A 25911-nucleotide genomic window follows, 5' to 3' on the forward strand; every position below is an offset into this window, starting at 1 on the left:
TGCTTACTCAATACTTCCCTTTTCGCAGTCTGAACAAGGCAGCCCGCAGGGCAATATACAAGTGGGCGCCTATGGTGGGCAGCAAACCATAGTGTTTGCGAAACACCTTGAAGCGGTCGATAAGCGAGGGCAGGCGGTTTTTGTAGGAAAAGCCGCCGGTTTGGAAGTGAGCAATCACCTGTCGGGTATGCACCACTTTGCGTGCCCGCTTGAGGCAGCGAATCACCCAGTCTATGTCGCTGCTGTAGGGATGGCGGAGGTCATAATGCGGGGCAATGCTGCGGCGCACAATAAAAGCTTGATGCGAGACAACCATGCCAAAGCGCAGGCTCTTCCAGTGAAGGTCTGCGGGCAACTTATGGGGGGTGGTTTCGCTGCGCAGCCCCAACGGACGATACCACGCATCTACCATCATCACGTCGCCGTAATAAACATCGGCATCCGGCAAGTGCTCAAATACCTTTTGCAGGGTATCGGGGGCATGAAGCGTATCGCCTGCGTTCAGAAACAGCACATAGTCGCCATAGGCATAGCTTAGCCCTTTGTTCATGGCGTCGTAAATGCCCTCGTCCGGTTCGCTGTAAAAACAGGCATGGGGAAAGCGCTTCACTACCTCGGCGGTATGGTCGGTAGAGGCGCCATCTACGATGACGTGTTGAATGTGTGGATATGTTTGCTGTGCTACACTCTCCAGCGTATGCGTGAGGGCATCGGCGGCATTGTAGCACACGGTGATGATGCTGACAAGAGGCGGTTTGGCTTCGCTCATGTGTAAGGCTCGTTTTCGTCAGACTTAGCCGGGGGCTTGCGTTTGCAGCCCAGCAGGCGGGCAAAGAGACGCTTCTCGAAGTTATAAAAAAAACGAAACTGCCCGAAAAGAAAGCCATAGAACAGCAGCAGCACTTGATAGGCAGGCAGTATGGTAAGCAGCCACCAGAAGGTGCGCCAATACCAAGGCGTACCGGCATCGATGCCCAGCAAGGAAAAAAGCGGCTTTTTGATATACACTGCCGTGGTGCCTGTGCAGGCAAACACCAGCAATATCACCCACACTTGGGCACTGCTTTGCAAGCCCCAGCGCCTTTGCAGGCGCCGGAGCCACGAATCCTGCCTGCCGTTGTTATCCTTCATAGCGAAAATCCAAATGTTCCGGCTTTACTTTTTCGTCATCCAAGGTAAGAAATTCTTCCCAAAACGCTTGAGGCGGAACGGCTGCCACGCACACCAAGGGCGTTTTACGCACGGGATGGGTAAAGTACAGCCGGCGCGCATGCAGGTTGATGCACTGATCGTCGTTGGGCTTGGGATAGCCATATTTTACGTCGCCGCGAATGGGGCATCCCATATGGGCCAACTGCGCGCGTATTTGATGCGGACGCCCGGTGTGTGGCTCTACTTCCAACAAATAATAGTGATTCAGCTTGCCCACGATGCGGTAGCTTGTTTCGGCTTTTTGGGCGTCGCCGCGCGGATAGTCATAAACCGTCACCTGGTTCTTTTCGCTGTCTTTTACCAACCAGTTGACCAGTCGTCCGTATTTTTTAGGCGGGCGGTTGCGCACTACAGCCCAGTATTTCTTTTGAATCTTGTGCTTGCGCAGCATCTCGTTCATGCGCTCCAAGGCTTTGGAAGTGCGGGCAAACATCACCAAGCCGCTCACCGGGCGGTCTATGCGGTGAATGGTGCCTAAAAACACATTGCCCGGCTTCTCATATTTCTCTTTGATATAAGCCTTTACGTGTTCAGAAAGCGGGGTGTCGCCGGTGCGGTCGCCTTGCACCAGCATGCCGGCGGGTTTGTTTACAATAATCAGGTGGTTGTCTTCATACACCACCGAAAAAGGGTACTTGTTAATCAATTCCATGCTCATGAATTTCCTCAGCGTTTTCAGGACCTACAAAGGTACGCAAAGCAAATGGTATCTACCACGCAGGAAGCAAATTAAAACCAAAGGTGCCCGTTATGTCACTGCGTTGAAGGGCAAAGGCATAGTAGGGCTCCAGCACAATCTGCCCGAAGAGGGCAAAGCGTATGCTAATCCCCGTGCTCCATACAGGTACGCGGTCACCGGCTTGTTGTACTTCTTCTTCTTTGCCCACCCAGCGGTTGCCTTCGTTCCATGCTATGCCGCCATCGAAGAAAAGGTTCAGCTCGGCAGGCAGGAAGTTCGAGCCAATCAAAGCAAAGGAGCGGGGACCCAGTAAAGGAATGCGCCACTCGGCATTGACTACAGCCAAGCGACTGCCGTACAAGTTTTCAACAGAGGCTGCATAGTTGCTACTGCCCTGCAAATAGTTTTGGTAGGCTATGTTGTCATAACCATGCACCAAGCCCGGAAAGCCCAGATAAAGTGGTGTGATGCGTTCGCTGTCGCCCCCATAGCGTCCCAGATGGTAGGCGCGCAAGGCGAAGGTAAAAGGACGCACAAACCAGTAGCGCCTGTAGTCCAGCAAGGCACTCTGATACTCAAACTCACCGGCATTGAAGCCCCATTCGAAACGGTAGCGCCATCCGCGTGCCGGCGATGCCAAGCCATAAAAACTATTGTCGCCCACATAAGCCAGATAGCCGCTGTATAGATTGAAGCCCGGCGGCGCGTCTATGTTTTCTTTAGACTGCGCAATGGGCTGCCCAAAATAGTAGTAGGTCCTGAATCGCTGAATGTTGTAATGATAGCGGGCATAGCTGAGCCCTGCTTCCCAACGCAAGCTGCGTGAGAGCGGATAAGCCAACAGACCGCCTATTTTTTCTTCGAACAGGCGCCCCAAATCATACTGCACCACATCGACAGGCAACAGGCTGTTTTGTCCGTTGACACTTACGGCAAGCGTATCGCCAAAGATGCCCACACTGCCAAAGCGGTAGGGGATGTGCGACAGCTGTATGCCCCAGTTGAGCCGCCGGCTTTGGTTGAGATAAAACACCGAGCCGCCTGCATCCAGAATGTCACCATTCAAGCCGAGCGATGCAAAAACATGATGGTCGCCCAATATGTCGCTAAACAACATGACCACACCACCGGCAACGCCCGTGCCCCAGCGGCTCGTGCTGATGCCTATGCCGGTATTGCCTATGTAGCTCAGTTGAAAGCGGCGTTGCAGAGGCTTGGCGTGCAGGCTGTCTGCAGGCAGCTGCACCGCGTGTCGTGCGATAAGGCGGCTCACCACCCGGCTTTTGTTTACAAACACGGGGGCTAAGGTGGCAGCCGTGAAGTCCACTGCTTCCGGATTGACCGCCTTGCGGGGGAAGTCATCCAGTGAGGCACGGTACAGGCGGTAGCCTTTGTTTTCATAATATACATACACTACCTGCCCCTGCCGGTCTATGGTGATGGCCGGCGACAGGGCGGTAACGCCTGTGATGCCTGTGGGCAGCTGTGTGAGCTGCTCTAAGTTGCCGCTGACGATTTCGTAACAGTATAAGTTGCGAAACCCGTCCCGGTTGGAAAGGAACAAGATGCTTTGCCCGTCGGGGCTGAATAGCGGATTGACATTGTCTGCACCCGGAAAGAAGTCAAGCAGGCGGATGCTGCCGCTGCCCATATCGTAAATGCCTATGTTCAAACCGGCATGGGCATAACCTTTCGACAAAGCCACCGCATCGGTGGCAAACACGAGCTGCCGCCCATCCGGTGACCAGGCGGGCTGTATTTGTGCGGCACGGTCGTTGGTGAGGCGGCGCACTTCCTTGGTTTGAAAATCATATACATATAAGTCGCTTTGCCCTTGCCGCAAGCCCGAGAAAGCCAGCAGGCGGCCGTCGGGCGACCAGGCCGGATGGTTAACTGCTTCTACATCTTTCAGGAAGAGTTGTTCTTTTATCTTACCGCTTTGCACGTCGATGATGACCGGTTGCGGCTTGCCTTTGACATACACCACGAAAGCCAGCAGGCGGCCGTCGGGCGACCAGCTGCCGGCCGTTTCCAAATAGCTCAACGCATCGATATGCCCTTCTTTATCAGTGGAAAGCAGGCGCCGTATTACCTTGCCGCTTTGCATATCGACCAAAAACAAATCGATGCTAAACAAATCGCGTTCCGACAGATAAGCCATATAGCGCCCGTCCGGGCTGAGCGAGGGCGACAGCTGCATTCTACCCGGTCGCTTATCGCGTAAGACACTGTCACCCATGGCGCCATGCATCTCTTTCAAGCGGATGCTTGCGTAATATTCATGATAATACTCTTTCCACAACTTGCTGAATGCCTGCCGGTCGGTGCTTAACAAATCCTGCAGGGCAGCATCCAGGCCGTAGCGTGCCGTATATACAAAAAACGGACGTATGATTTCGTCGCCCCATAAGCCGGCAATGAGCGCCCAGAAGCTTTGCCCATAGCGGTAGGGGAAATAAATGTGCGGTTTGCGGTCCAGGTCGTCCAGTGTTGGGAAATAATCGTGTATATAGGTATCACGCATCCAAAGGGCGGTGTGCGGATCGATGCGCCCAAGAGACAAATACTCTGCCAAGCCTTCTACCATCCAAAGGGGCAAATTTTGAATGCTTTGCAGCGACAGACTGTCTTCGTTTTTTAGGATATGATATTGAAAGGCATGCACCAATTCGTGCCCCAATACATGTTCGGTTTCTTGCCGCGTGAACATCAGCGGCATGACCACCCGGTTTTTGAGCCCTTCGGTCACCCCACCGGTGCCTACGTCTATTAAGCCCGAGATGGCACCGGTTTGTTGAAAGTCGCCGTGGTGGCTATAAAGAATCACGGGATTGGGCGTGTGAAAAGTGTCGGCAAATACCATTTGATGAATGGCATACCACTGCTCGGCAGACTGCAGGAAGTCTGCTGCCCTGCTGCTGTCTTGCAGGTAATGATACAACTCAAAATGTGGGGACTGCAATACCCGGAAATGGAAGGGCGTATAGCGCACTTTGTTTTTTCCGAAGTATTGCGCCTGCGACGGCAAAGCAAACCCCGCGACGACAACCCAAACGAATAGCCATTTTTTCATAATAAGCCGGTGATTTATGTTGTACTTGTTTCATTGAAAGATACCGTAGCCTTACAAAAAAAGTTCGCATCTTTATGTCCCTGAAAATAATGAATTAGCCTATAAGCGGCGTGTAGTGTTGTGGCATCTTTCCGGGCGCGTTCTTCGTAGGAAGACAAATAAAAACTCAAAACGATAGATTAAATGAAGGTGAAAAAGACAATGCAATGGATGGCGCTATGCCTGACAAGCGTGTGGCTGTTCTCTGCTTGTAAGAATTCAAATGAAGCGGCATTGCCCCAAAGCCCCTATGCCGGCATAGAGCAACAAACCCTGCAGCTTATCAACGAATACCGCATACAAAACGGCAAAGAGCCCCTTCAGACGCATCCGGCCATTTATGCAGAAGCCTATCAGCACAGTTCCAATATGGCAGAAGGCAAAGTGCCTTTTGGGCATGATGGATTCAGTGCGCGTGTCGAGCGCATCCGTGCCGAGTTGAATGCCGGTCCTGCTGCTGAAAATGTAGCTTACAACTATGGACCTGACCCCGCTCAAACTGCATTTGAACAATGGCGCAACAGCAGCGGACACAATAAAAATATGTTGGGCGACTACACGCATTGTGGGCTGGCTGTGGCCAAGTCCGGCGATGGCCGCTATTATTTTACCCATATTTTTGTAAAAGTAAGTCCATAAATATTGGTTTTTTCTATTCCCCAAGAAGCATCCTGGCGCACTCTTTGTGGCAGTTAGCACAGGCTTAACCTTTATTTCAACTTACAAAAAGTGCGAACCATGAAGATGCTTCTTTTTTCTTTTCTCATCTTACCCGCTTTGACCATGCAGGCACAAGACGGCTTTCCTGCACAAAAAAACATAGAGCAGGAGATACTGCACCTGGTGAATGCATACCGCAGCGATTTGAACAAACAGCCGCTTCAATACGATGCGGTCTTATACGCGCAAGCCCTTGCGCATGCCAAGAATATGGCAGAAGGTAAAACAGCTTTCGGACATGAGGGCTTTGAGCACCGCGTACGCATGGTTGCACGCACGCGCACAATTAAGGCGATGGCAGAAAATGTGGCTTTGCTGGAAGACGGCACCCCCAATTTGGCACAAGAAGCCGTCAAGGCATGGCTGGAAAGCCCCGGACACCGGAAAAATATGGAGGGGGATTTTACCCATACTGCCATAGCCGTGTACCGCCTGCACGGCTATATTTATTTTGTGCAGCTTTTTGCTTCGTATCATTAGGTGCGGCAGGCTTGCCCGGGATTTTATCCGCTTGCAACACACGCAGGCAACACCTTGCTTTTGTGGGAAGAAAAAACTTGCGACCTTTGTATGGCTTTCTTTGTTAATAGAGAAAAAGCCATAGAAAACACTATGCAACTACGGAAAGTTATGTCACGGGAAGCAGGGATGGACACACAGTATCAGATGCATACTTTTGCCAACGGCATCCGCTTCATTCATAAATACTTGCCTTTTAGTCAGGTGTCGCACATAGGTTATGTGCTGGACATAGGCAGCCGCGACGAAGCACCGCATCAGCAGGGGCTGGCGCACTTTTGGGAACACATGGCGTTTAAAGGCACGCGCCGGCGCCGCGCTTATCATATTCTTAACCGCCTGGAAGCCGTGGGGGGCGAGCTGAATGCCTATACCACCAAGGAAAAAATATGTTTTTATGCTTCTGTGCTGAACGACTACTACCTGCAAGCCGTTGATTTACTGACCGACATCACCTTCGATTCGGTATTCCCCGAAAAACAAATTGAGCGGGAAAAGGGCGTTATCTTGGAAGAAATTGCCATGTACAAAGACTCGCCCGAAGAAGCCATACAAGACGAGTTCGACGCGCTGGTGTTTGGCGACCATCCGCTCGGATACAACATCTTGGGCACCGAAGAGAGCGTGCGCAGCTTCAGCCGCCACGACTTCCGGGAGTTTATCGATACGCACCTGAGCACCGACCGCATCGTGATAGCTTCGGTGAGTGGGCTGCCCTTTGAAAAAGTGTTGCCCAAGGTGGAACGTCTGATAGAAGGGATTGCCCCGCGTTATCAGCCCAAACGGCGCTTGCCTTTTTCCGGGCAGTTGTATTGCCCGCGTCAAGAAGAAAAGCATTTGCCCATCAGCCAAGCGCACTGCGCCTTGGGACGCCCGGCCTATTCCATGCATCACCCGGACCGCCTGTCTTTCTTTTTGTTGAACAACCTGCTGGGCGGACCGGCCATGAGTTCCCGGCTGAATATGTTGCTGCGCGAGCGCTACGGCTATGTGTATGGCATCGAGTCTTCCTATACGCCTTTGAGCGACACGGGCTTGTGGGGTATCTTCTTTGCCATCGATGCCAAACACTTGAGCAAAGCCGAAAAGTTGATTTTACAAGAAATGCAACGCTTGTGTGAGCAGCCTTTGGGCGTGCGCCAACTCAAACAAGCCAAAAACCAACTGAAGGGGCAGTTGGCTATGGCAGAAGAAAACAATCTGAATTTCATGTTGATGATGGGCAAAACCATACTGGATTACGGTTACATTGACCCCTTGCCCAAGTTGTTTGAAGAAATAGATGCCATCACTGCCGGGCAGCTTCAAGCCGTGGCGCAACAGATATTTCAACCCCAAAGCTTGAGTTTTTTACGTTACATACCACAGCAGGCATGAGCGAAACACAAGCACTCATCAACAGCTTGCTGCATCCCGACACGCAAGCTTTTTGGCAAGCGCATGCCGGTGAAGACCCGTTTGCTTTAAGCAGCCGGGCGGCGCATTATCCTGCCTTGCCCGTGCAGGCGGTGGCGCAACAAATAGAACGGCACCGGCGTGTAGCGGATAAACTGCCCACCTGGGCGGCTTCAACACGTGTGCTGTTGCCTGCCCTGCTTAGCTTGGAACAGGCTTCTTCGGAACAGACAGCTGCTTTCAAACACCATTTGCTGGAAAAATACTATGGGCTGCAAGGCGGGTACGGCTGCGACCTTACCGGAGGGCTTGGGGTGGACTCTTTTTACCTTGCGCGCGCTTTTGAGCAATGGCACTACGTAGAGCAACAAGCATCGCTTTGCACTTTGGCAGCCCATAATTTTCGTGAGCTCGGGCAACACAACATACAGGCGGTTCATGCCGATGCCGCCACCTTTTTACGACAGACGCCACACCAATATACGCTCATTTATTTGGACCCGGCGCGCCGGGCAGCGCATCGCAAAGTATGGGCATTGGAAGACTGCAGCCCCAACATACTTGAACTGATGCCCCTGCTGGGGCAAAAGGCGCGTTTTCTCTTGGTGAAGCTATCGCCTATGCTGGATTTGAGCCTGCTGGAGCAACGGCTTTCGCCTTATTTGCAAGACATATGGGTGGTGGGTACTGCGCAAGAGTGTAAAGAAGTGCTGGCATGGCTCGATATGGCTGCCGGTGCCCCGCTCACGCCCCGGAGGCATGCAGTTACATTGCACGCAACAGGGCATGAGGTGCATGAAGTGCGCCATGAAACTAAATACGCAGCTGCCGTTGCAGCCCCCCAAGCTTTTCTGTATGAGCCGGCACCGGCATTGATGAAGTGCATGGCATGGCAGTATTTGTCGCAGCGTTATGAATGCAAGCAAATCCACCCCGGTATCCACCTGTTTACTTCGCCACACTACCAAGAAGATTTCCCCGGGCGTGCTTTCCGCGTGCTGGCACAGCTGCCCTTCGACCGCAAGGCACTCGCAAAGCTTTTACCCGAAGGCAAAGCACACATCTTATTGCGCCACGTGCCTTTGAGTGTGGAGCAGGTAAAAAAGAAACTGAAAATCAAAGAAGGGGGCGAACGCTACCTATGGGTGCTGCGCTTGGAAAAAAACCGCTTGAGCCTGCTGCTTACCGAGCGCTTGAAATAGAAGCCGTCATAACGCCGGAAAACCAAGCGATATACTTACTGAAACAAGCCCCTTTTTGCTTTTTTTATGTAGTTTTGCATTGCCATCAACAATAATGAGTGAAACCCGACTTTTATGCTGAATAGACGCTTACTTCGAGTGAAGGTCATGCAGGCGCTGTATGCCTATTCCCAAAGCCGCTCTTCCGATTACTATGTGGCAGAGGAGCACATACGCAACTATTTTCAACCCGACCTGAACTCGATGACACCGCCCGATTACGAGGCACTTAAACGCAACACACAAATAGCACTGCGCGCTTTCGAGCAGGCACATAAAACCAAAATGATAGAAGAGGGCGTATCTGCCGAAGTGCAAGTGGCAGTGCAGCAGGCCATCCGGCTTTATGAACAAAACATAGAGCGCGACAAACGCCATTTTCGCCGTTTGCTTATAGAAGAAATAGAGGGCTTGTATGAGCGCTACCTTTCTGTGTTGGCTCTTTTGATAGAACTGGCCAAGCTGGTGGCTGCCGAACGGGAACGCAAACCCCTTGACCCCACCAAGGTGAAAGTGGCAGCCCATTACAAACTGGCCGATAACCAAATTATCCGTTTCTTACAAGAAAACCAAGAGCTGCAGGAAGCGCTGAAGCGCTACTATATCTCTTGGCAGGATGAAGAAGAAACCGTCAAAACTCTTTACCGTGACCATCTGCGCAAAGACCCCACTTATATAGCTTACCGCGACTTGCCACAGGCTTCTCTTGAAGACGATTACAATATTTTGGATCACATCGTGCGGCATCACATTTTCCCACGGGCACAACACGTGTGGGAAGAAGAGGAGGGGCAGGTGATAGAAGAAGAGCCTTTTATGTACACCTTCTTTGAAGAGCGCGATTTGAAATGGGTAGAAAACCGCTCGGCTCTGCGCAGCATGGTCATAAAAACGCTGAAGTCGGTAAATCCTGCCCGCCCCGAAGACTTCCGGCTCTTAGATTTGTCGCTCAATTGGGAAGACGATGAAAATTTCATTCTGACCCTGTACAATAAAACCATAGAAGAGGAAGAAGAAAACCTGCGGACAATTAAACAGCATCTGAAAGGCTGGGAAATAGAGCGCCTTTTGCTGGTAGATAAAACCCTTTTACAGATGGCCATCGTGGAAATGAAATATTGTCCGCAAATTCCTGTGAAGGTAACCATCAACGAGTTTGTGGAATTGGCCAAACATTACAGTTCACCTAAAAGTCGTAACTTCGTAAACGGGCTGCTCGATAGTATTGCTACCACCCTGCAAGCCGAAGGGCAAATACGCAAGAGCGGCCGCGGACTTATCGATAACCAATAATTAAAACACCATATGCCTATGTATCCCGAACAAGAGCACAAATCGAGTCATGAGTTTTTATTGGGGCTGATTCTTGGCGCCGTGGCCGGTGCCACGGTTGCCCTGCTTTATGCGCCCGCCGAAGGCAAGGAAGTGCGCCGCATGCTTTCCTATAAGCTGCACAAAGCAAAAGAAAGCCTGGAGCAGCTGCTTCACCGCATCAAACATGGCGAAGGCATCGTAAGCCAAGCCAAGATTAAGAATGAGAAAGTGGTGAACGAAACCAAAGAAAAAGCCGAAAAGCTATTAGGCGAGGTGGAAGCACTCATCGAGCAAATTCAAAAAGCCCAATAAAATAAACAAAACCTGTCCCTGTCCCTTATTTAAAAACTGTCTTGTCTTATGAAAACCATCACCTTAATTCCCGGCGACGGCATCGGTCCTGAAATCATTGAAGCCGTTAAGTTTGTTTTCCGCGAAATGGGTGCCCCCGTAGAATGGGAAGAGTATCCTGCCGGCGAAACAGCTTTGAAAGAAACCGGCGAACTGATTCCCCCTGCTTTGGTGGAGTCTATTCAACGCAACAAAGTGGCTTTGAAAGGACCTATCACAACCCCCGTCGGCAAAGGCTTTCGCAGCATCAACGTCACCTTGCGTCAGATGTTCGACTTGTATGCCAACGTACGCCCTTGCAAAAGCACCCCGGGCTTGAGCAGCAAGTTCGACAATGTGGACTTGGTGATTTTCCGCGAAAACACCGAAGGGCTGTATGCCGGCTTGAACTACTACGATGAACGCCTTGAAATAGCCGATTCTGTAAGCCGCATTACCAAAAAAGGATGCATGCGCATTGTGCGTGCCGCTTTTGAATATGCCAAACAACGCGGGCGCAAGCTGGTGACAGTGGTGCACAAAGCCAACATATTGAAGAAGTCGGGCGCCTTGATGCTCGAAGCTGCCGAAACCATCAGCAAAGAATACCCGGGTATCGAATGGAACGACAAAATCATTGATAACATGGCTATGCAGCTGGTGCTGCGCCCCGAGCAGTTCGATGTGATTGTTACTTCCAACCTTTTTGGCGATATTCTTTCCGACCTCTGCGCCGGCTTGGTTGGTGGCTTGGGCGTAGTGGCCGGTGCCAACATTGGCGATGAAATAGCCATCTTTGAAGCAGTACACGGCACAGCCCCTGACATCGCAGGCAAAGGCATAGCCAACCCCACGGCCATTTTGCGCTCGTCGGTCATGATGCTTGAACACATTGGCGAAGAAGATTTGGCTAAAAAGTTGGGCACTGCCATAGACCGCACCTTGGCACAAAAAGAACTGTGCACTGCCGATTTAGGCGGTAAAGCCAATACTATGGAGTTTGCCCGGAACGTTGTAAAACAAATGGAATTGATTGAAAAGTAAAATATCAAACCAAAGAATGCCATGAAAAAAGTATGCTTATTGTTGTGCTTGATGGTAGGGCTGTGGGCTTGCAATGAAGCCTCTACCGAGAGCGCTCAAACACAGGTAAGCCCACAAGACGAGAGCGTGGCAAACCAGGCAACCGAAGAATCAACCGAAGGCGTGCCGGTCATTGCCTTCGAAGAAACCGAATATGATTTCGGTACCATTAAAGAAGGCGATGTGGTAGAGCATGTGTTTAAGTTTAAAAACACAGGCAATGCCCCCTTGAAAATTCAAAACGCCACGGCGCCTTGCGGCTGTACCGTGCCTACCTGGACCAAGGAGCCTATTCCACCCGGGGGCACCGGCGAAATTGTAGTACAGTTCAACAGCAAGGGCAAAGCAGGGCAACAAATCAAGCAAGTAACCATTACTGCCAATACCAAACCCGAAGTTTCGCAAGTAACCATCAAAACTTTTGTGGAGGGTACCGGAAAGATGCTCATCGATGCCGAAGGCCCTCGTAAACAGTAATTTAAAAAAACAAACCAAACGCTATGTTGCAAACCATTTTATTCGTATTCCTTCAGCAAAAAGCTGCCCAACCACAGGGTGGTGGCATGATGTTTAACCTGATTTTCTTCGGAACCATCATCCTTATTTTCTACTTCTTTATGATTCGCCCGCAGCAGAAGCGTGCCAAAGAGCAAAAAAACTTCTTGGCAAGTCTGCAAAAGGGCATGCAGGTGGTTACCATTGGTGGCATCCATGGCAAAATAGTGGAAGTGGGCGACAATACTGTGACCATCGACATCGATGGCAAAGGCACCAAGGTGGTGTTTGAAAAAAACGCCATTGCCGTTGAGAGCACCAAAGCACTGCAAAAAGCCTAAATGAAAGACACAATGAACACTTCGTTTGAGCAAATGCCTGCCGATGCCCGCCTGTGGGTGTATCCGGCAGGGCGCCCCCTAAGCAGCACAGAACAACAAAGCCTCTTGCAAGAGGTGCACACCTTCTTGCAGAACTGGCGTGCACACGGCAAACCATTGCGGGCAGCGGCTACGGTGGTGGAAGATTACTTTCTGCTGGTAGCTGCCGACCCCCATGCCGAGCCGCCTTCCGGCTGCTCTATAGATGCTCAGGTGGGTTTTATCCGTCAGCTGGCACAACGCTACGACTTGGCTTTTCTTGAGCGTGGGCGCGTGTATTTCCGTGCTACCGGCGGCATCGATTACCTGCCTTTAGGGGCTGTGAAAGAGGCGGTCACCGAAGGGCGCCTTACCGCCGAAACGCCGGTTTATAAGCAAGAGGCTGCCACGAAGGCAGAGTGGGGGTGCGTGCCCGCCGTGGACACCTGGCTCAAACGCTATTTTGCCAAAACGAAGGCATAGTGTCTTATAGATGTGCGAAGCGCCCTCAAGGGCGCTTTCTTTTTTACCTTCCGTAAAAACGCAAATCAAGTATAAAACCATGAAAATAGGCATCTTAGGCGGTGGACAGCTCGGGCGCATGCTGTTGCAGGCAGCTTTCAACTATCCGGTAGAGCTGCACGTGCTTGACCCCGACCCGCAAGCCCCTTGCGCAGCGGCTACACCATATTTTAAAACGGGCAGTTTGCAAGACGAAGCCACGGTCTATGCTTTTGGCAAGCAAGTGGAAGTGCTTACCATTGAAATAGAAAACGTCAATGTAGCGGCACTCAAGCGCTTGCAGGCCGAAGGCGTGAAGGTGTACCCTCAACCCCACGTGATTGAAACTATTCAGGATAAGCGGCTTCAAAAGCAGTTTTTTGTGCAGCATCAAATACCGACTGCCCCCTTCGTCTTGATTGACCACCCCTCGGACTTGCACAAGCATGCTAACTTCCTGCCGGCATTTATGAAAGTGGGCAAGGGCGGTTACGACGGGCGTGGGGTCTTGCCTTTGCACAGCCCCGCTGACTTTGCACAGGCTTTTCAGGCGCCTTCTTTACTTGAAAAAGCGGCCGATATACACAAAGAAATATCGGTGATTGTGGCGCGTAATGAGGCAGGCGAAGTGCGTGCTTTCCCCCCGGTGGAAATGGTATTCGACCCACAACTAAACTTGGTGGACTACCTGCTGTCACCGGCACAGCTCACCGAAGAGCAAGCAGCAGAGGCACAAAGCATTGCTTGCCGTTTAATAGAGGCGCTGGACATGGTCGGTATATTGGCAGTAGAAATGTTTTTAAATCGTGATGGCAGTTTGTGGGTCAACGAAGTAGCTCCGCGCCCCCACAACAGCGGGCACCACACCATCGAAGCCAACTATACTTCCCAATACGAACAACATTTGCGTGCCATCACCAACATGCCTTTGGGCTGCACCGACAGCCGCTGTGCCGCAGCCATGGTGAACCTATTGGGCGAAGCCGGCCACTACGGCGCAGTGTATTACCGTGGATTGAAACGTGCACTTGCCCGTAAGGGCGTGTATGTGCACCTCTATGGAAAGGCAGAAACCAAACCCGGGCGCAAGATGGGGCATGTGACCTTGATTGATGATGACCCGGACAGCCTGCAAGCCAATATCCGCTACATCAAAGAGGTGTTGAAGGTAGAAAGCCGCGCGGCTGTATCCGGTAATCCGCAAGAATGACCGCTTCGGCAATGGCGCATGCTTGCCGCCCTTGAAGATGACAACACAAACGCCCTTGCATGCAGAGGGCGTTTATTTGCTTTGAGGCTTTCTTCTTTTGCCGGAATTGATTACCTTTCTTCTTTACGAAACCACAATACCATGTCTGACACACTGCACCTTGCCTTGCTACAGCTTGACTTGCACTGGCACTCGCCCGACGCCAACCGGGCACACATAGAAGAGCGTCTGCGTCAGCTCGAAGAAATAGATATCGTGCTGTTGCCCGAAATGTTTACTACCGGTTTCACCATGGAAGCGGCTGCTTATGCCGAACCCATGAATTTTCATACTTGCCGCTGGATGCGCCTGATGGCAGCCCATAGCGGTGCGGTCATTGCCGGCAGCATTATCGTCAAAGAAAACGGGCACTACTACAACCGCTTGCTGTGGGTAACGCCCGAAGGCGATGTGCAATATTATGACAAACGCCATCTGTTTCGCATGGCAGGTGAGCACAAGGTATATACACCGGGCAGTCATCTGCCTGTTTTTCAATACAAAGGCTGGCGCATTGCCCCCTTTATTTGTTATGACCTGCGCTTTCCCGTGTGGTCTTACAACCGCGCTTTCATGTATGACCTGGCTATTTATGTTGCCAATTGGCCTGCACCGCGCATTACTGCCTGGGATGCACTGCTGGCAGCCCGTGCCATAGAAAACGTGGCTTATGTGGCGGGGGTCAATCGCACGGGAACAGACACTGAAGGCATGGTTTATCCGGGGCATTCGGCAGTCTTCGACTTTAAGGGGCAGCCTTTGGCACAAGCAGGCAACACAGAAGAAACACTCTGTGTAAAGCTCGACAAGCAAGCATTGCAAAGATTTCGCGAAAAATTCCCCGTGCATCTGGATGCCGACGATTTTTTGATTGTCGATGGTGTGGCGCAAAATAAAACCTAAAGCGCTATGGCTTCGCTTCTTCCACCGGCAATTGAACAAAACAAAGAGTTCCGGCTGGCATTTGACCTGCTGAAAAATACCACGCATTCGCTGTTTTTGACAGGCAAAGCGGGTTCGGGCAAAACAACCTTTTTGCACTATCTGCGCCAACACCTGCCGAAAAAAATGGTGGTGCTTGCCCCCACAGGCATTGCGGCTGTGCGTGCCGGCGGGCAAACCATTCATTCGTTTTTTAAGATAGACTACAAAGAACTGTTTTTGCCCGATGACCCCCGCCTTGCTTTTGCGAAGATAGAAGAGACCTTTCGCATAGAAGACGATTTCATACAGCTGGTGCAGGGGTTGGAGTTGCTGGTCATTGACGAAGTGTCGATGCTGCGCTGCGATCTGGTGGACGTCATAGACCGCATTTTGCGTGTGGCACGGGGCATGCCCCTGATGCCCTTTGGCGGCTTGCCTGTCTTATGGATTGGCGACCTCTATCAGTTGCCGCCGGTGGTGCGCGAAGAAGAACGCGCCTTGCTGAAAAACTACTATGAGCCCAACTTTTACTTTTTTCAAGCACGGGTCTTTCGCCAAGACTACCGCCCGGTGTGTATAGAGCTGCAGAAGGTGTACCGGCAGGCAGACCACCGTTTCCTGAGCTTGCTCAATCGTTTGCGTGAAAATGCACTCACCAAAGAAGACCGTGCACTGCTGCGTTCGCGTGTGGATGTGGAGTTTCAACCACCCCCCAATAGTGGTTTTGTAACCATTTGCACACACAACCGCCAAGCCGAAGCCATCAACCGTAGCAACCTGCATCGTCTTAAAGGAAAGCAGCATACTTTCGAAGCCATCGTGGAAGGCGATTTCCCCCCTTCTATGTATCCGGTAGAAAAAGAACTGCATCTTAAAGTGGGGGCTCAGGTCATGTTCACCAAAAACAACTGGAGCAAAGGTTACTACAACGGCGAGGTGGGCATTGTGCGCGCCATTGATGAAGACGAAATACTGGTGGAAATTACCGGCAAAGACAAAGAAATTATCGTGGAGCGTGAAGAGTGGGAAAACATACGCTACCGTACCCACCGGGTGCAAAACATGCCTTTGAGTGTGGAAACAGAGGTGGTGGGGCGCTTTGTGCAGTTCCCCTTACGCTTGGCTTGGGCTATTACGGTGCACAAAAGCCAAGGCATGACTTTTGAAAAAGTATATGCCGAGTTGCATCGTGCCTTTGCCCATGGGCAGGTCTATGTGGCATTGAGCCGTTGCCGCTCGTTGGAAGGCTTGCGGCTGAAAAGCGACATTCCCGCCCACAGCATACGTGTGGATGAGCGCATTACTGCCTTTATAAAAGAAGCTCAATGGCATGGGAAAGAAGTGGAACAACTAATTGCACAAACCTTGGGCGACGACTTCCGTGTGTGCGACAAAGCAGAGACCATTGAGCAGGAAAGCATAGACTTAACCGCCCCCCAGGAAAGCCCGGAGGCATGGCTGGCTGCACTGCCGTCCCTCGACAGCTTGCAACTCATGCGGGAGGCAGTCGAAAAGCAATTGCCGGCAGGCAAAGAGGCTTCTGATGTGCTGCCAAAGCTGTTGCAGTGGCAGCTGCTTTGTTTGGCTATAGAGGTGAAGACGGCAGAAAACTGCCCGGCAGATTGGAAAGCACGCTGGAGCTTGTTACAACAAATGTTGAAACGATGGGAAAAGGCATGATTCGAAGGCTGCTTGCGGGCTTGCAGGCATACGGGCGGCGCCGGCGTTTGGCGCGTCTGCGTTGGCGCCGGGGGATGGTGCGCATAGAAGCGTCTTCTAAATGCCAGCTGAAGTGTCCTTTGTGTTTGACTGCCCAAGGCTATCACCGCAAGCACAGCGCGGTGGGGTGGGGGCATCTGAAAGCTCTCGATTTTGAAGCCTTCCTTGACAAACACCCGCAGGTGCGCCATGTGGAGCTGTCGAATTATGGTGAAATACTGCTCAACCCGCAGCTTATCGACATAATGCGGATTGCACATGAGCGTGCTGTAACCCTTAGTGCCCTGAATGGGGTGAACCTCAACCATGCCCCTGATGCAGTGCTCGAAGCCATGGTGCGTTATGGTTTTGGCAAGTTAAAAGTCTCTATTGATGGTGCAAGCCCGCAAACCTATGCCGTTTACAGGCGTGGCGGTAATTTTGAACGTGTGATGGAAAACATACGCAAGCTGAACGCTTATAAACAGCAATATGGCAGTAAATACCCCAAGCTGAAATGGCAGTTTATTGTATTTGGGCATAACGAGCACGAGATAGTGAAAGCACGCCAAATGGCAAAAGAGCTGGGCATGGGCTTTAAGGTGAAGTTTAATTACGAGCCATCCTATGCACCGGTGCGTAACCCTGCCAAGGTGCGGCAAGATAGTGGCTTGGGGGTGGCTTCCATAGATGAATACGAGCAGCATTATGGGCGCTTGCAATCGCCGGCTTGCATGCAGCTGTGGGTGTCGCCGCAAATCAACTATGATGGCGAAGTATTGGGCTGCTGTGTCAATCATTATGCAAGCTTTGGCAATGCCTTTAAAGAGGGGTTGGAAGCCATATTGCAAAGCGAGCGCTACCGCTATGCGCAGAAGATGGTGTTGGGCAGCGCCCCGCCACGCCAAGATGTGCCTTGCACACACTGTAGGCGTTACGAGCGCATTCGTTCGCTTCCGCTTTTCTACAAAGAGTTGCTTGCCGCTTATTCCCAAAGCCATGCCCCCGGCGCTTCTTTCTTTTAAAGCCGGTGCCCTGCATGTCATGATTTGATGAAGCGCTTATTCGCTTTTTAAGCTTTTGTATCATTTGGCAAGCGGCGAAAAAGTTCTTTGGGGAGTGAATGCAAAAATTTTTGTGTAAAAACCAAAGCCGTACACATTTATTTTGTTGTGAATGCCTACCTTGAGGTAGGTATGTGTTTCTATGTTTAACCCTAAATACCCTAATGTCATGAATGAAACAATGTATTCTTTTCTTAAGAACTTGCCACTGGTAGGGCCTGCCGTGAAGGCAGCCTACATAGGCAGCAAGGTGAAAGTGCTTATTCAAAAAGTGGAAGGCGACCCACAAGCCACGGCTGAATTGAAAGGCAAAGCAGGCAACGAACTGGAAGAAGCACTGAACGAAGAAGCCAATGAGTTGTACGACAGCGAAATATCGCCCATCGTACAAGCAGAAGGCATACCCGAAGAAGTGGAGCAGCCGGTTAAGGAAAAGGCTATTGAGGAGTTGGTAGCCGCTCTGCGGAAGAAGTTGGAACGAAACAAGTCTGCCGGAGCAGAAGAAGGAAAAAACTAAGAAGCCGCTCGGTGTGCTTCTTGCCTGTGATTTAACCACCAAAAACAAAAAAGGCACCTTTTTGAAAGGTGCCTTTGGTGGAGAATACCGGATTCGAACCGGTGACCTCTACGCTGCCAGCGTAGCGCTCTAGCCAGCTGAGCTAATTCCCCGTTTTGCTGATGCAAATTTAATACAAGCTTATTTTCTATGCAAGCGTTGCGCATGAAATTTTTAACTTTGTCCTGTTGTTTGTAGTTAAAATCGTGTGCAAACCTTTGAAAATGAAGTATGATTCAAAATATATTTTTTGATATTGAAGTGCCGGAATTTGCCGACAGTCTGTGGCTTGACAACTATTTGGCGGAGGGGTGGTTTCGTAGTAGTCATATGATGCTGCGCTCGAATGTATTGTGTGTGGAAGGGGAATTGCTCGAAACAATCAACATACGCTACGACCTGCGTGACTATGAATACCCTAAGCGGCTGCGCAAGCTGATGCGCCGCAATCGCAAGCGCTTTCGCCATGAAGTGCGTCCGGCAAGAATTACGAAGCGGCGCCGGCAAATGTATAAAGCGCATATCAAGCGGTTTAAGGGCATGGTGGTGCCTACGCTCGATGCTTTTATGCTGGGCAGCTTTCATGAGCACAGCCCTTTTAATACTATGGAAGTGACCGTCTATGACGGGCGGCGCATCGTGGCCGTCAGCTATTTCGACGTGGGGATGCACAGCCTGGCCAGCATTCTGGGCTTTTTTGACCCGGATTATAGCCGTTATAGCTTAGGCATATATACCATGCTTTTGGAAATAGAGTGGGCGCAACAACGCCAAATGCATTATTATTACCCCGGTTATATTCTGGATGCGCACCCCCTCTTCGATTACAAGCTGCGCCTGGGCAAAGCCGAAGTGTATGACTGGAATAACCGTTGGGTGCCTTTTCACCCGCTTATGCGCGAACATACGTTGGCTGCAAACATTCGTTCAAGGCTGCAGCTGCTCAAAGAGCACTTCACGCGTGCAGGCGTAGGACATGAGCTTTATACCTATCCTTTGGCTTATTTGGGTTACTTGGAAATGCCTTTGAGTGGAGAGGCTGTTTTGTTTCAGTCGCTTAATTTTGTACGGGACTTCGCCCTCTTTTACTTAGGCGCCGACGAAGACGGTAATTTTTGGATGGCTGCCTATGACCCGCTGAAACAACTGTACCATATTGCCGCCATGCGTTATTTCCCCCTGAACAGCCTCGTGGAAAAAGCGATGGACATACAAGTGGAAGAGAGCCCCAATACCTTGCTCGATATTCTCTATTATCAAGAATTCTATTATCTTGGGGAGGAGGCTGAGCAAGTAGTTTTGCAAGCCAAACAATTACAGAAAGCTTTGTCATTAAACCTTTCAAAAAAGCCATGACTATACAATACTTAGGACACGCTTGTTTTTTGGTAGAAGTAAACAACTGCAAAATTCTTTTTGACCCTTTTGTGTCGGGTAACCCCTTGGCTGCCGATAAAGTATCTTTGGAAGACATGCGTTGCGACTACATGTTGGCATCGCACGGGCACCAAGACCATGTGGCCGAGGTCATGAGTGTGTACCAGCATTGCGAGGCAGAGCTGGTGGCTGTCTTTGAAGTGAGCCGCTGGTTTGCCCAGAAAGGCGTGAAGCGCGTGACTTCCATGAACATAGGAGGCAGCGCACAGTTCGATTTCGGTAAACTTACTTTGGTGCCCGCCGCCCATAGCAGCAGCATGCCCGATGGCTCTTATGGGGGGGGTGCTGCCGGTTTCGTTCTGCAAACCCCGGAAGGTACCCTTTATTTTGCCGGCGATACCGGTTTGTTTGTCGATATGCAGTACTTCGGCGAGCGTTACGACATAGACGTGGCTTTTCTGCCGGTAGGGGGGCACTATACCATGGATGCGGCCGATGCGGCCATTGCTGCCCGCTGGCTGAAAGCCAAGCATGTAATAGGCATGCACTACGATACTTTTGAGCCTATTCGTATAGACAAACAGCAGGCACGGGCTGCCTTTGAAGCCGAAGGACAAAAGCTGCACTTGTTGAGTATTAAGGAAAAAGTATCGTTTTAAGGGTAGCAGATAATAAAACTGCCGTATCTTTGCGGGCTTGGCATTTGGAGATGGACTTATGATAGATACCCAACAAAACAAAAAGATGGAAAGGGAACAGGCGCATCCGCTTGTGTTCCCGGTGATGGAGCATTTCTACACCTTGCAGGGCGAAGGGGCTTATCAAGGGCATGCTGCCTATTTTGTACGCCTTGCCGGCTGCGATGTGGGCTGTGTGTGGTGCGACGTGAAAGAATCATGGCATACGGACGGCTACCCGTCCTTGCCGGTAGATACACTCATAGAAGCGGCACGCGCCCACCCTGCCCGCTTGCTGGTGACCACCGGCGGCGAGCCTTTGATGTATCGCCTGGATGCATGGTGCCAACAGTGGCGTGAGGCGGGCTTCCGTTTGCACCTCGAAACTTCGGGCGCCTATCCGCTTTCCGGTACATGGGACTGGATTTGTCTTTCACCTAAAAAATTCAAGCGTCCCCATGAAAGTGTGTGCCGCCAAGCTCATGAGTTGAAAGTGGTGGTGTATCATAAAAGCGATTTTGCTTGGGCAGAAGAATATGCTGCCAAAGTACCGGAAGGCTGCCTGCTGTTTTTGCAGCCCGAGTGGAGCCGCGCCGAACAGCTTTTGCCACTCATTATAGAATACGTAAAAGCCAACCCGCGTTGGCGTATTTCGTTACAAACACATAAATACATGAACATTCCATAAAGACAGCCTTATGCGTCGATTCGTCCTGATTCTGTTTTTTTTGCTGTTGATGGTTCCTTTTGGAGGACATGCCCAGCAGTATTCAACCAAAAACAAAAAAGCCATTAAGTTGTATGAGCAGGCAAGTGCCAGCTTCCGTTTACGCGACTACGAAACGGGCATGAACCTGCTGTTACAAGCCGTACAAAAAGACCCCGCCTTTGTGGAGGCTCATATGTCCTTGGCGCATAACTTTCAACTGTTTGGTTACTTGCCCAAGGCTTTGGAGCACTACGAAGCGGCCGTAAAGGCAGATCCGAAAAGCCCCAAGGTAGTGGGCGCTTATTATACTTTGGCTACCGAATACTTAAAACAGGGGCGTTACCGGGAAGCGAAAGAGTATGCACTGCGCTTTTTGAGTTTTCACCCTGAACCGAACAATTTCACCAACGACATTGAGCGGGTAGTGGCTTCGGCAGAATTTGCCTTGGAAGCCATGCAGCAACCACTGCCTTTTGAGCCGAAACCCCTGCCCGGCAAGGTGAATCGCGAAGACTACCTGCAGTATTTCCCTGTGCTTACTGCCGATGAAGAGATGCTTATTTTTACGGCAAGGCGGAAAGAGCAAGGGCGCGATGAAGATATATTTGTAAGCTACCGGCAGGAAGATGGCTCTTGGGGCGAGCCGCAACCTTTGTCACCGGTCATCAATACGGCTGCCAGTGAAGGCACTTGTGCCATCTCGGCCGACGGCACCGTGCTGGTATTTACCTCTTGCCAGTCGCGGCGCGGCTATGGCAGTTGCGACCTCTTTGTTTCTTACCGTTATGGCAATGAATGGAGCACCCCCGTTAACTTGGGCGCCAACGTGAATAGTTCTTCTTGGGAGTCGCAGCCTACGCTGTCGCCCGATGGACGCGTGCTCTTCTTTGTTTCTGACCGCCCCGGTGGCATGGGCGAGCGGGATATTTACATGACCATGCGCGATGAAGACGGCCGCTGGCTGCCGGCTGTCAATGTGGGCGCCCCCATTAATACTTATGCCGATGAAGTATCGCCTTTCTTATATGCCAACGGCAAACGTTTGTTTTTTGCCTCGAATGGGCATGTAGGCATGGGCGACTTCGACCTGTATTATAGCGATTGGCATCGCGGGCGCTGGAGTGAGCCGGTAAACTTGGGCTATCCTTTGAACGATCATCAGTCGCAAGTGTCCTTGTTTGTTACTGCCGATGGCAAGAAAGGATATTATGCACAAGAGCAATGGGAGGGGCGCCGTCAGCTCTCGGCTATTTTGATGTACTTCGACATGCCCCCGCAGCTCATACCCGCCGAACAAACAGCCTATGTGAAAGGCGTAGTGCGGGATGCCCGAACCGGCAAGCCTCTGAAAGCAGAAATAGAGTTGTTCAATGTGAATGAAGACAGCCTGATAGCACAGGTTTGGTCCGATACACTCACCGGCGAATACCTTATCGTACTGAATCAAGGAGCAGATTATGCACTGGAAGTAAACAAAGCCGGTTATTTGATGAAAAGCCTTTCTTTCCGTCTTAAAGAAACGAATGATACTCTGCGCCCGGTGATACTGGACATAGAGCTGGAGCCCATTACGGCAGGCAGTAAGTTTGTTCTGTCGAATATCTTTTTCGATTATGGAAAATACACGCTCCGGGAAGAATCGAAAGCCGAGCTGCGCAAAGTGGTGGAGTTCATGCAACAAAACCCTGCAGTAACCGCCGAAATAGCCGGGCACACCGATGACATCGGCGACGAGAAAGCGAACATGGAGCTGTCGCTTCAGCGGGCAAAAGCGGTATATGATTACCTGATAGCGGCAGGCATTGAGCCCCGCCGCCTAAGCTATAAAGGCTATGGCGAAACACAACCGGCAGTGCCCAACACCTCAGACGCGAACCGGGCACAAAACCGACGCATCGAGTTTCGCATCATATCTGTAGAAAAAACAGGCGAATAGGTACGTGCACCCCTTCGGTTTAATGAAAAATTTCTAAATTGCAGCGATTTTAACGGCTCTGTAAACAATGAAAAAACGAATTGTTCAAGTAGGCGATATTGCTTGTGGCAGCGAGCAACTATTCCTCATCTCCGGTCCTTGTGTGATTGAAGATGAAAGCATTATGATGCAAACAGCCGAGAAGCTGAAAGAAGTGTCTGAGCGCCTCGGTATTCCTGTTATTTATAAGTCTTCTTTTCAGAAAGACAACCGCAGTTCTTTGAAATACTACACCGGTCCCGGCTTGGAAGAAGGTTTGCGTATCTTACAAAAGATAAAAGACACATTCGGCTTTCCGGTGCTTTCAGATGTGCACTACCCCTCGCAGGTAGCCCCTGCAGCCGAAGTGTTGGACGTCATACAAATACCGGCTTACTTGTGCATGCAAACCGACCTGATGGTGACGGCTGCAAAGACCGGCAAGGTAATCAACATTAAGCATGGGCAGTTTTTGGCACCCGAAAATATGATTAAGCCCGTGCAGAAGGCAGTAGATGCCGGCAATGACCAAATCATATTGACCGAGCGCGGTTATACCTTTGGCTACAACGACTTGATTGTGGACCCGCGTAGCTTCTACCATCTGAATCAGACCGGCTATCCGGTGGTGTTCGACATTACCCACTCTATTCGCAAATACGGTATTCCGAGTGCCGACCCGCGCGGGGGCGCCCGTGAGTTCTTGCCTACGATTGCGCGTGCCGGCGTGGCAGCCGGCGTGGATGGTGTCTTCATTGAAACACACCCCAACCCCGCCGAAGCTCTTTGTGATGCGGCCAGTCAAATGTGCGTTTTCGACCTTGAAGAGTTTTTAAAACCCTTGATTGAAATTCACAATTTAGAAGTAAAATACCGACCTGTCTTTACCGAATAAACAGAAACAAAGCAAATAAAGCCTATGGAATTGTATCTTGACTCTGCCAATATGCAGGAAATCGAGGAAGCCTTCAAGTTAGGTTTCCTGACCGGTCTTACCACCACGCCTACCTTTATGCATCGTGAGGGCATCCGCGATATCGATGCCACCATTATCAAGCTGTCGAAGATGGTGCCTATTTTGCAGATAGAGGCACTGGGCGAAACCGCCGATGAAATAGTAAAAGAAGCCGAACGCCTCATTGGGCTGGGCTTGGACAAAGAAAAGACGGTCTTTAAAATCCCCGTTTCTTTGGAAGGGGTCAAAGCTTGTAAGCGCCTGACGGACCAAGGCTATAAGGTGAATATCCACTTGGTATATACCTTGCAGCAAGCCTATATGGCCATGGCTGCCGGGGCTACTTATGTTTGCCCCTTGGTAGGACGCCTGCAAGACCAAGGACATGACGCATTGGCGCTGGTAGAGCAGTGTGTGAAGGCAGTGAACTACTATGGCTATCCTTCGAAAATCATGTTTTCGTCGGTGCGTCATCCCGAGCATGTGCGCAACGCCATCAACATAGGTGTGCATACCTGTACGGTGCCTTGGAAAGTAATGAAGATGCTCACCGAAAACAACTTTACCACACTGGGTACGCAGCAGTTCTTTGAGCATACCAAGCTCATGACCATGCATGTGAAAGAGGTGATGAAGCCTTACAACCCGGTGGTGCGTTTGGACCAAACCGTGCTGGATGCAACCATTCAAATGACGGAGTCGGGCTTTGGCGCCGTGACCGTGGTGGACGACAAAGGCGACATCGTGGGTATCTTTACCGACGGAGACTTGCGCCGCCGCTTGCGTGAGAACGGCAAGGATATCTTGCAAAAGAAAATGAGCGAGTTTGAATGGCACAAGCCGCTGACCATTGAAGCCGGGGCGCTGCTGCATGAAGCCGTGGAGATGTTGCGCCAAAAGTCGGTAGATAATTTGGTGGTAACTGAAAACGGCAAGCTTGTGGGCATGCTGGACGTGCAGGACCTGTTGCAACTAAATATTTTTGTATAAACATGTTGACAAGTCAAATTACCGACCGCTTCCGTAGCATAGGAGGAGAGTTTTGTGTTTCGCCTCAAGAGCTGCGGGAGCGGCTCGATAACACCCGCATCTTCCTTTTCGATTGGGACGGTGTGTTCAATGCCGGCGAAAAAGGAAAGGGTGCCACAAGCCTCTATGCCGAGGTGGACTCTATGGGCTTGAACATGCTGCGCTTTGGCTACTATCTGCAAACCGGTGAAATCCCTAAAATGGGCATCATCACCGGGCAGGAAAACCATTCCGCCTTTCAGCTGGCTACACGCGAACACTTCGATGTGGTCTATTATAAGTTTCGTCATAAAGCCCTGGCATTGGAGCACCTCGAAGCAGCGTATGGCATTCAGGACTACGAAGTGGCCATGACTTTCGACGACATTGCCGATATCACCGTGGCAAAACGGGTCGGCGTGCGTTTTCTGGTGCGCTGCACGGCTGCTGTCTTATTTAACGACTACGTAAGAAAAAACAACTACTGCGAGTACATTACCGGTCACGAAGGGAAGGATAATGCAGTGCGTGAAATCAGTGAGCTGGTATTGGGTATTCGTGGGGTGTTTGAGCAGGCCATCGAAGAACGTTTTGATTACTCGGATAAGTTCCGGGAGTATATGCGCTTGCGTAACAGCATAGAAACACGCTTTTTTATTGGGCACGACGACCATGTAGTGCCTATTGATGTGCACATTGAAGACCATCGCTATTAGTTCAAGCCTTATTGCCGGCAGGCATTACAGTGAACCATAAGGGCACTCATGTGTATGAGTATGC

General features: G+C 50.9%; 26 protein-coding genes and 1 tRNA gene. 22 read left to right on the top strand and 5 right to left on the bottom strand.

The genetic code is table 11. The annotated features are described in order from the left end of the window. Positions 1-7 precede the first annotated feature (7 nt). From K384_RS12585 to K384_RS12600, 4 genes are all read right to left on the bottom strand, one after another. A complete protein-coding gene (locus K384_RS12585) occupies positions 8-769 on the bottom strand; it encodes a glycosyltransferase family 2 protein (RefSeq protein WP_038032862.1) in 762 nt (253 codons plus the stop codon). Continuing rightward, a complete protein-coding gene (locus K384_RS12590; RefSeq protein WP_051633392.1) occupies positions 766-1131 on the bottom strand; it encodes a DUF6787 family protein in 366 nt (121 codons plus the stop codon). Before K384_RS12590 ends, K384_RS12585 begins: the two co-directional genes overlap by 4 nt. Further along, complete coding sequence (locus tag K384_RS12595; RefSeq protein WP_038033021.1) at positions 1121-1855, bottom strand: RluA family pseudouridine synthase; 735 nt, start codon at positions 1853-1855, stop codon at positions 1121-1123. Before K384_RS12595 ends, K384_RS12590 begins: the two co-directional genes overlap by 11 nt. 67 nt (positions 1856-1922) lie before the next feature. Next, positions 1923-4964, bottom strand: a complete 3042-nt coding sequence (locus K384_RS12600; protein WP_038032863.1) for an eIF2A-related protein — start codon at positions 4962-4964, stop codon at positions 1923-1925. Between the two features lie 183 nt (positions 4965-5147). Between K384_RS12600 and K384_RS12605 the strand changes: the two genes are divergently transcribed. The 15 genes from K384_RS12605 (at position 5148) to K384_RS12675 (ending at position 18412) form a co-directional block, all read left to right on the top strand. Then, a complete protein-coding gene (locus K384_RS12605) occupies positions 5148-5642 on the top strand; it encodes a CAP domain-containing protein (protein ID WP_051633393.1) in 495 nt (164 codons plus the stop codon). A gap of 99 nt (positions 5643-5741) precedes the next feature. Beyond that, the gene (locus K384_RS12610) at positions 5742-6203 is read left to right on the top strand and encodes a CAP domain-containing protein (protein WP_051633394.1); all 462 of its coding nucleotides are present in this window, start codon (positions 5742-5744) and stop codon (positions 6201-6203) included. Positions 6204-6353: 150 nt separating this feature from the next. After that, on the top strand, positions 6354-7619 hold the full coding sequence (locus K384_RS12615) for an insulinase family protein (RefSeq protein WP_038033024.1): 1266 nt from the start codon (positions 6354-6356) through the stop codon (positions 7617-7619). After that, positions 7616-8839: a class I SAM-dependent methyltransferase gene (locus K384_RS12620; RefSeq protein WP_051633395.1), complete on the top strand. Its 1224-nt coding sequence runs from the start codon at positions 7616-7618 to the stop codon at positions 8837-8839. Before K384_RS12615 ends, K384_RS12620 begins: the two co-directional genes overlap by 4 nt. 114 nt (positions 8840-8953) lie before the next feature. After that, on the top strand, positions 8954-10171 hold the full coding sequence (gene nusB, locus K384_RS13520) for a transcription antitermination factor NusB (RefSeq protein WP_084147235.1): 1218 nt from the start codon (positions 8954-8956) through the stop codon (positions 10169-10171). A gap of 18 nt (positions 10172-10189) precedes the next feature. After that, a complete protein-coding gene (locus tag K384_RS12630; protein WP_051633397.1) occupies positions 10190-10504 on the top strand; it encodes a YtxH domain-containing protein in 315 nt (104 codons plus the stop codon). A gap of 48 nt (positions 10505-10552) precedes the next feature. Beyond that, positions 10553-11566 (top strand): isocitrate/isopropylmalate dehydrogenase family protein, encoded by a 1014-nt coding sequence (locus K384_RS12635; protein ID WP_038032864.1) that lies wholly within the window; start codon positions 10553-10555, stop codon positions 11564-11566. A gap of 21 nt (positions 11567-11587) precedes the next feature. Next, complete coding sequence (locus K384_RS12640) at positions 11588-12082, top strand: DUF1573 domain-containing protein (RefSeq protein ID WP_038032865.1); 495 nt, start codon at positions 11588-11590, stop codon at positions 12080-12082. A 23-nt stretch (positions 12083-12105) separates the two neighbouring features. Further along, the gene (gene yajC / locus K384_RS12645; RefSeq protein ID WP_038032866.1) at positions 12106-12441 is read left to right on the top strand and encodes a preprotein translocase subunit YajC; all 336 of its coding nucleotides are present in this window, start codon (positions 12106-12108) and stop codon (positions 12439-12441) included. Next, positions 12442-12942, top strand: a complete 501-nt coding sequence (locus K384_RS12650; RefSeq protein ID WP_051633398.1) for a hypothetical protein — start codon at positions 12442-12444, stop codon at positions 12940-12942. Between the two features lie 79 nt (positions 12943-13021). Further along, entirely contained in the window at positions 13022-14170 is a 1149-nt protein-coding gene (locus K384_RS12655) for a 5-(carboxyamino)imidazole ribonucleotide synthase (RefSeq protein WP_038033030.1), read from the top strand. A gap of 141 nt (positions 14171-14311) precedes the next feature. Further along, positions 14312-15112, top strand: a complete 801-nt coding sequence (locus K384_RS12660; RefSeq protein ID WP_038033032.1) for an amidohydrolase — start codon at positions 14312-14314, stop codon at positions 15110-15112. A 6-nt stretch (positions 15113-15118) separates the two neighbouring features. Further along, positions 15119-16813 (top strand): ATP-dependent DNA helicase, encoded by a 1695-nt coding sequence (locus tag K384_RS12665; protein ID WP_051633399.1) that lies wholly within the window; start codon positions 15119-15121, stop codon positions 16811-16813. Then, positions 16810-17856: a radical SAM protein gene (locus tag K384_RS12670; RefSeq protein ID WP_169737658.1), complete on the top strand. Its 1047-nt coding sequence runs from the start codon at positions 16810-16812 to the stop codon at positions 17854-17856. The genes K384_RS12665 and K384_RS12670 overlap by 4 nt, the downstream gene beginning before the upstream one ends. A gap of 208 nt (positions 17857-18064) precedes the next feature. Beyond that, complete coding sequence (locus K384_RS12675) at positions 18065-18412, top strand: hypothetical protein (RefSeq protein WP_157630170.1); 348 nt, start codon at positions 18065-18067, stop codon at positions 18410-18412. 75 nt (positions 18413-18487) lie between these two features. On the opposite strand, the gene K384_RS12680 is transcribed toward K384_RS12675, so the two are convergent. Continuing rightward, a tRNA-Ala gene (locus K384_RS12680) sits at positions 18488-18564 on the bottom strand. 118 nt (positions 18565-18682) lie between these two features. On the opposite strand from K384_RS12680, the gene K384_RS12685 reads away from it, so the two are divergent. From K384_RS12685 to K384_RS12715, 7 genes are all read left to right on the top strand, one after another. Then, positions 18683-19807: a GNAT family N-acetyltransferase gene (locus K384_RS12685; RefSeq protein ID WP_038032868.1), complete on the top strand. Its 1125-nt coding sequence runs from the start codon at positions 18683-18685 to the stop codon at positions 19805-19807. Further along, on the top strand, positions 19804-20487 hold the full coding sequence (locus K384_RS12690) for a metal-dependent hydrolase (RefSeq protein WP_038032870.1): 684 nt from the start codon (positions 19804-19806) through the stop codon (positions 20485-20487). Before K384_RS12685 ends, K384_RS12690 begins: the two co-directional genes overlap by 4 nt. An 85-nt stretch (positions 20488-20572) precedes the next feature. Next, positions 20573-21193: a 7-carboxy-7-deazaguanine synthase QueE gene (locus tag K384_RS12695; RefSeq protein WP_038032871.1), complete on the top strand. Its 621-nt coding sequence runs from the start codon at positions 20573-20575 to the stop codon at positions 21191-21193. A 10-nt stretch (positions 21194-21203) separates the two neighbouring features. Continuing rightward, entirely contained in the window at positions 21204-23150 is a 1947-nt protein-coding gene (locus tag K384_RS12700) for an OmpA family protein (RefSeq protein ID WP_038032873.1), read from the top strand. Positions 23151-23217: 67 nt separating this feature from the next. Continuing rightward, positions 23218-24063, top strand: coding sequence for a 3-deoxy-8-phosphooctulonate synthase (kdsA, locus tag K384_RS12705; RefSeq protein ID WP_038032874.1), 846 nt, complete (start codon positions 23218-23220; stop codon positions 24061-24063). A gap of 24 nt (positions 24064-24087) precedes the next feature. Further along, a complete protein-coding gene (locus K384_RS12710) occupies positions 24088-25113 on the top strand; it encodes a transaldolase family protein (RefSeq protein WP_038032876.1) in 1026 nt (341 codons plus the stop codon). 2 nt (positions 25114-25115) lie between these two features. Further along, complete coding sequence (locus K384_RS12715; protein WP_051633401.1) at positions 25116-25847, top strand: hypothetical protein; 732 nt, start codon at positions 25116-25118, stop codon at positions 25845-25847. The last annotated feature ends 64 nt before the right edge of the window (positions 25848-25911 follow it).

It is taken from the genome of Thermonema rossianum DSM 10300 (genome assembly GCF_000426825.1).
Classification (GTDB): domain Bacteria; phylum Bacteroidota; class Bacteroidia; order Cytophagales; family Thermonemataceae; genus Thermonema; species Thermonema rossianum.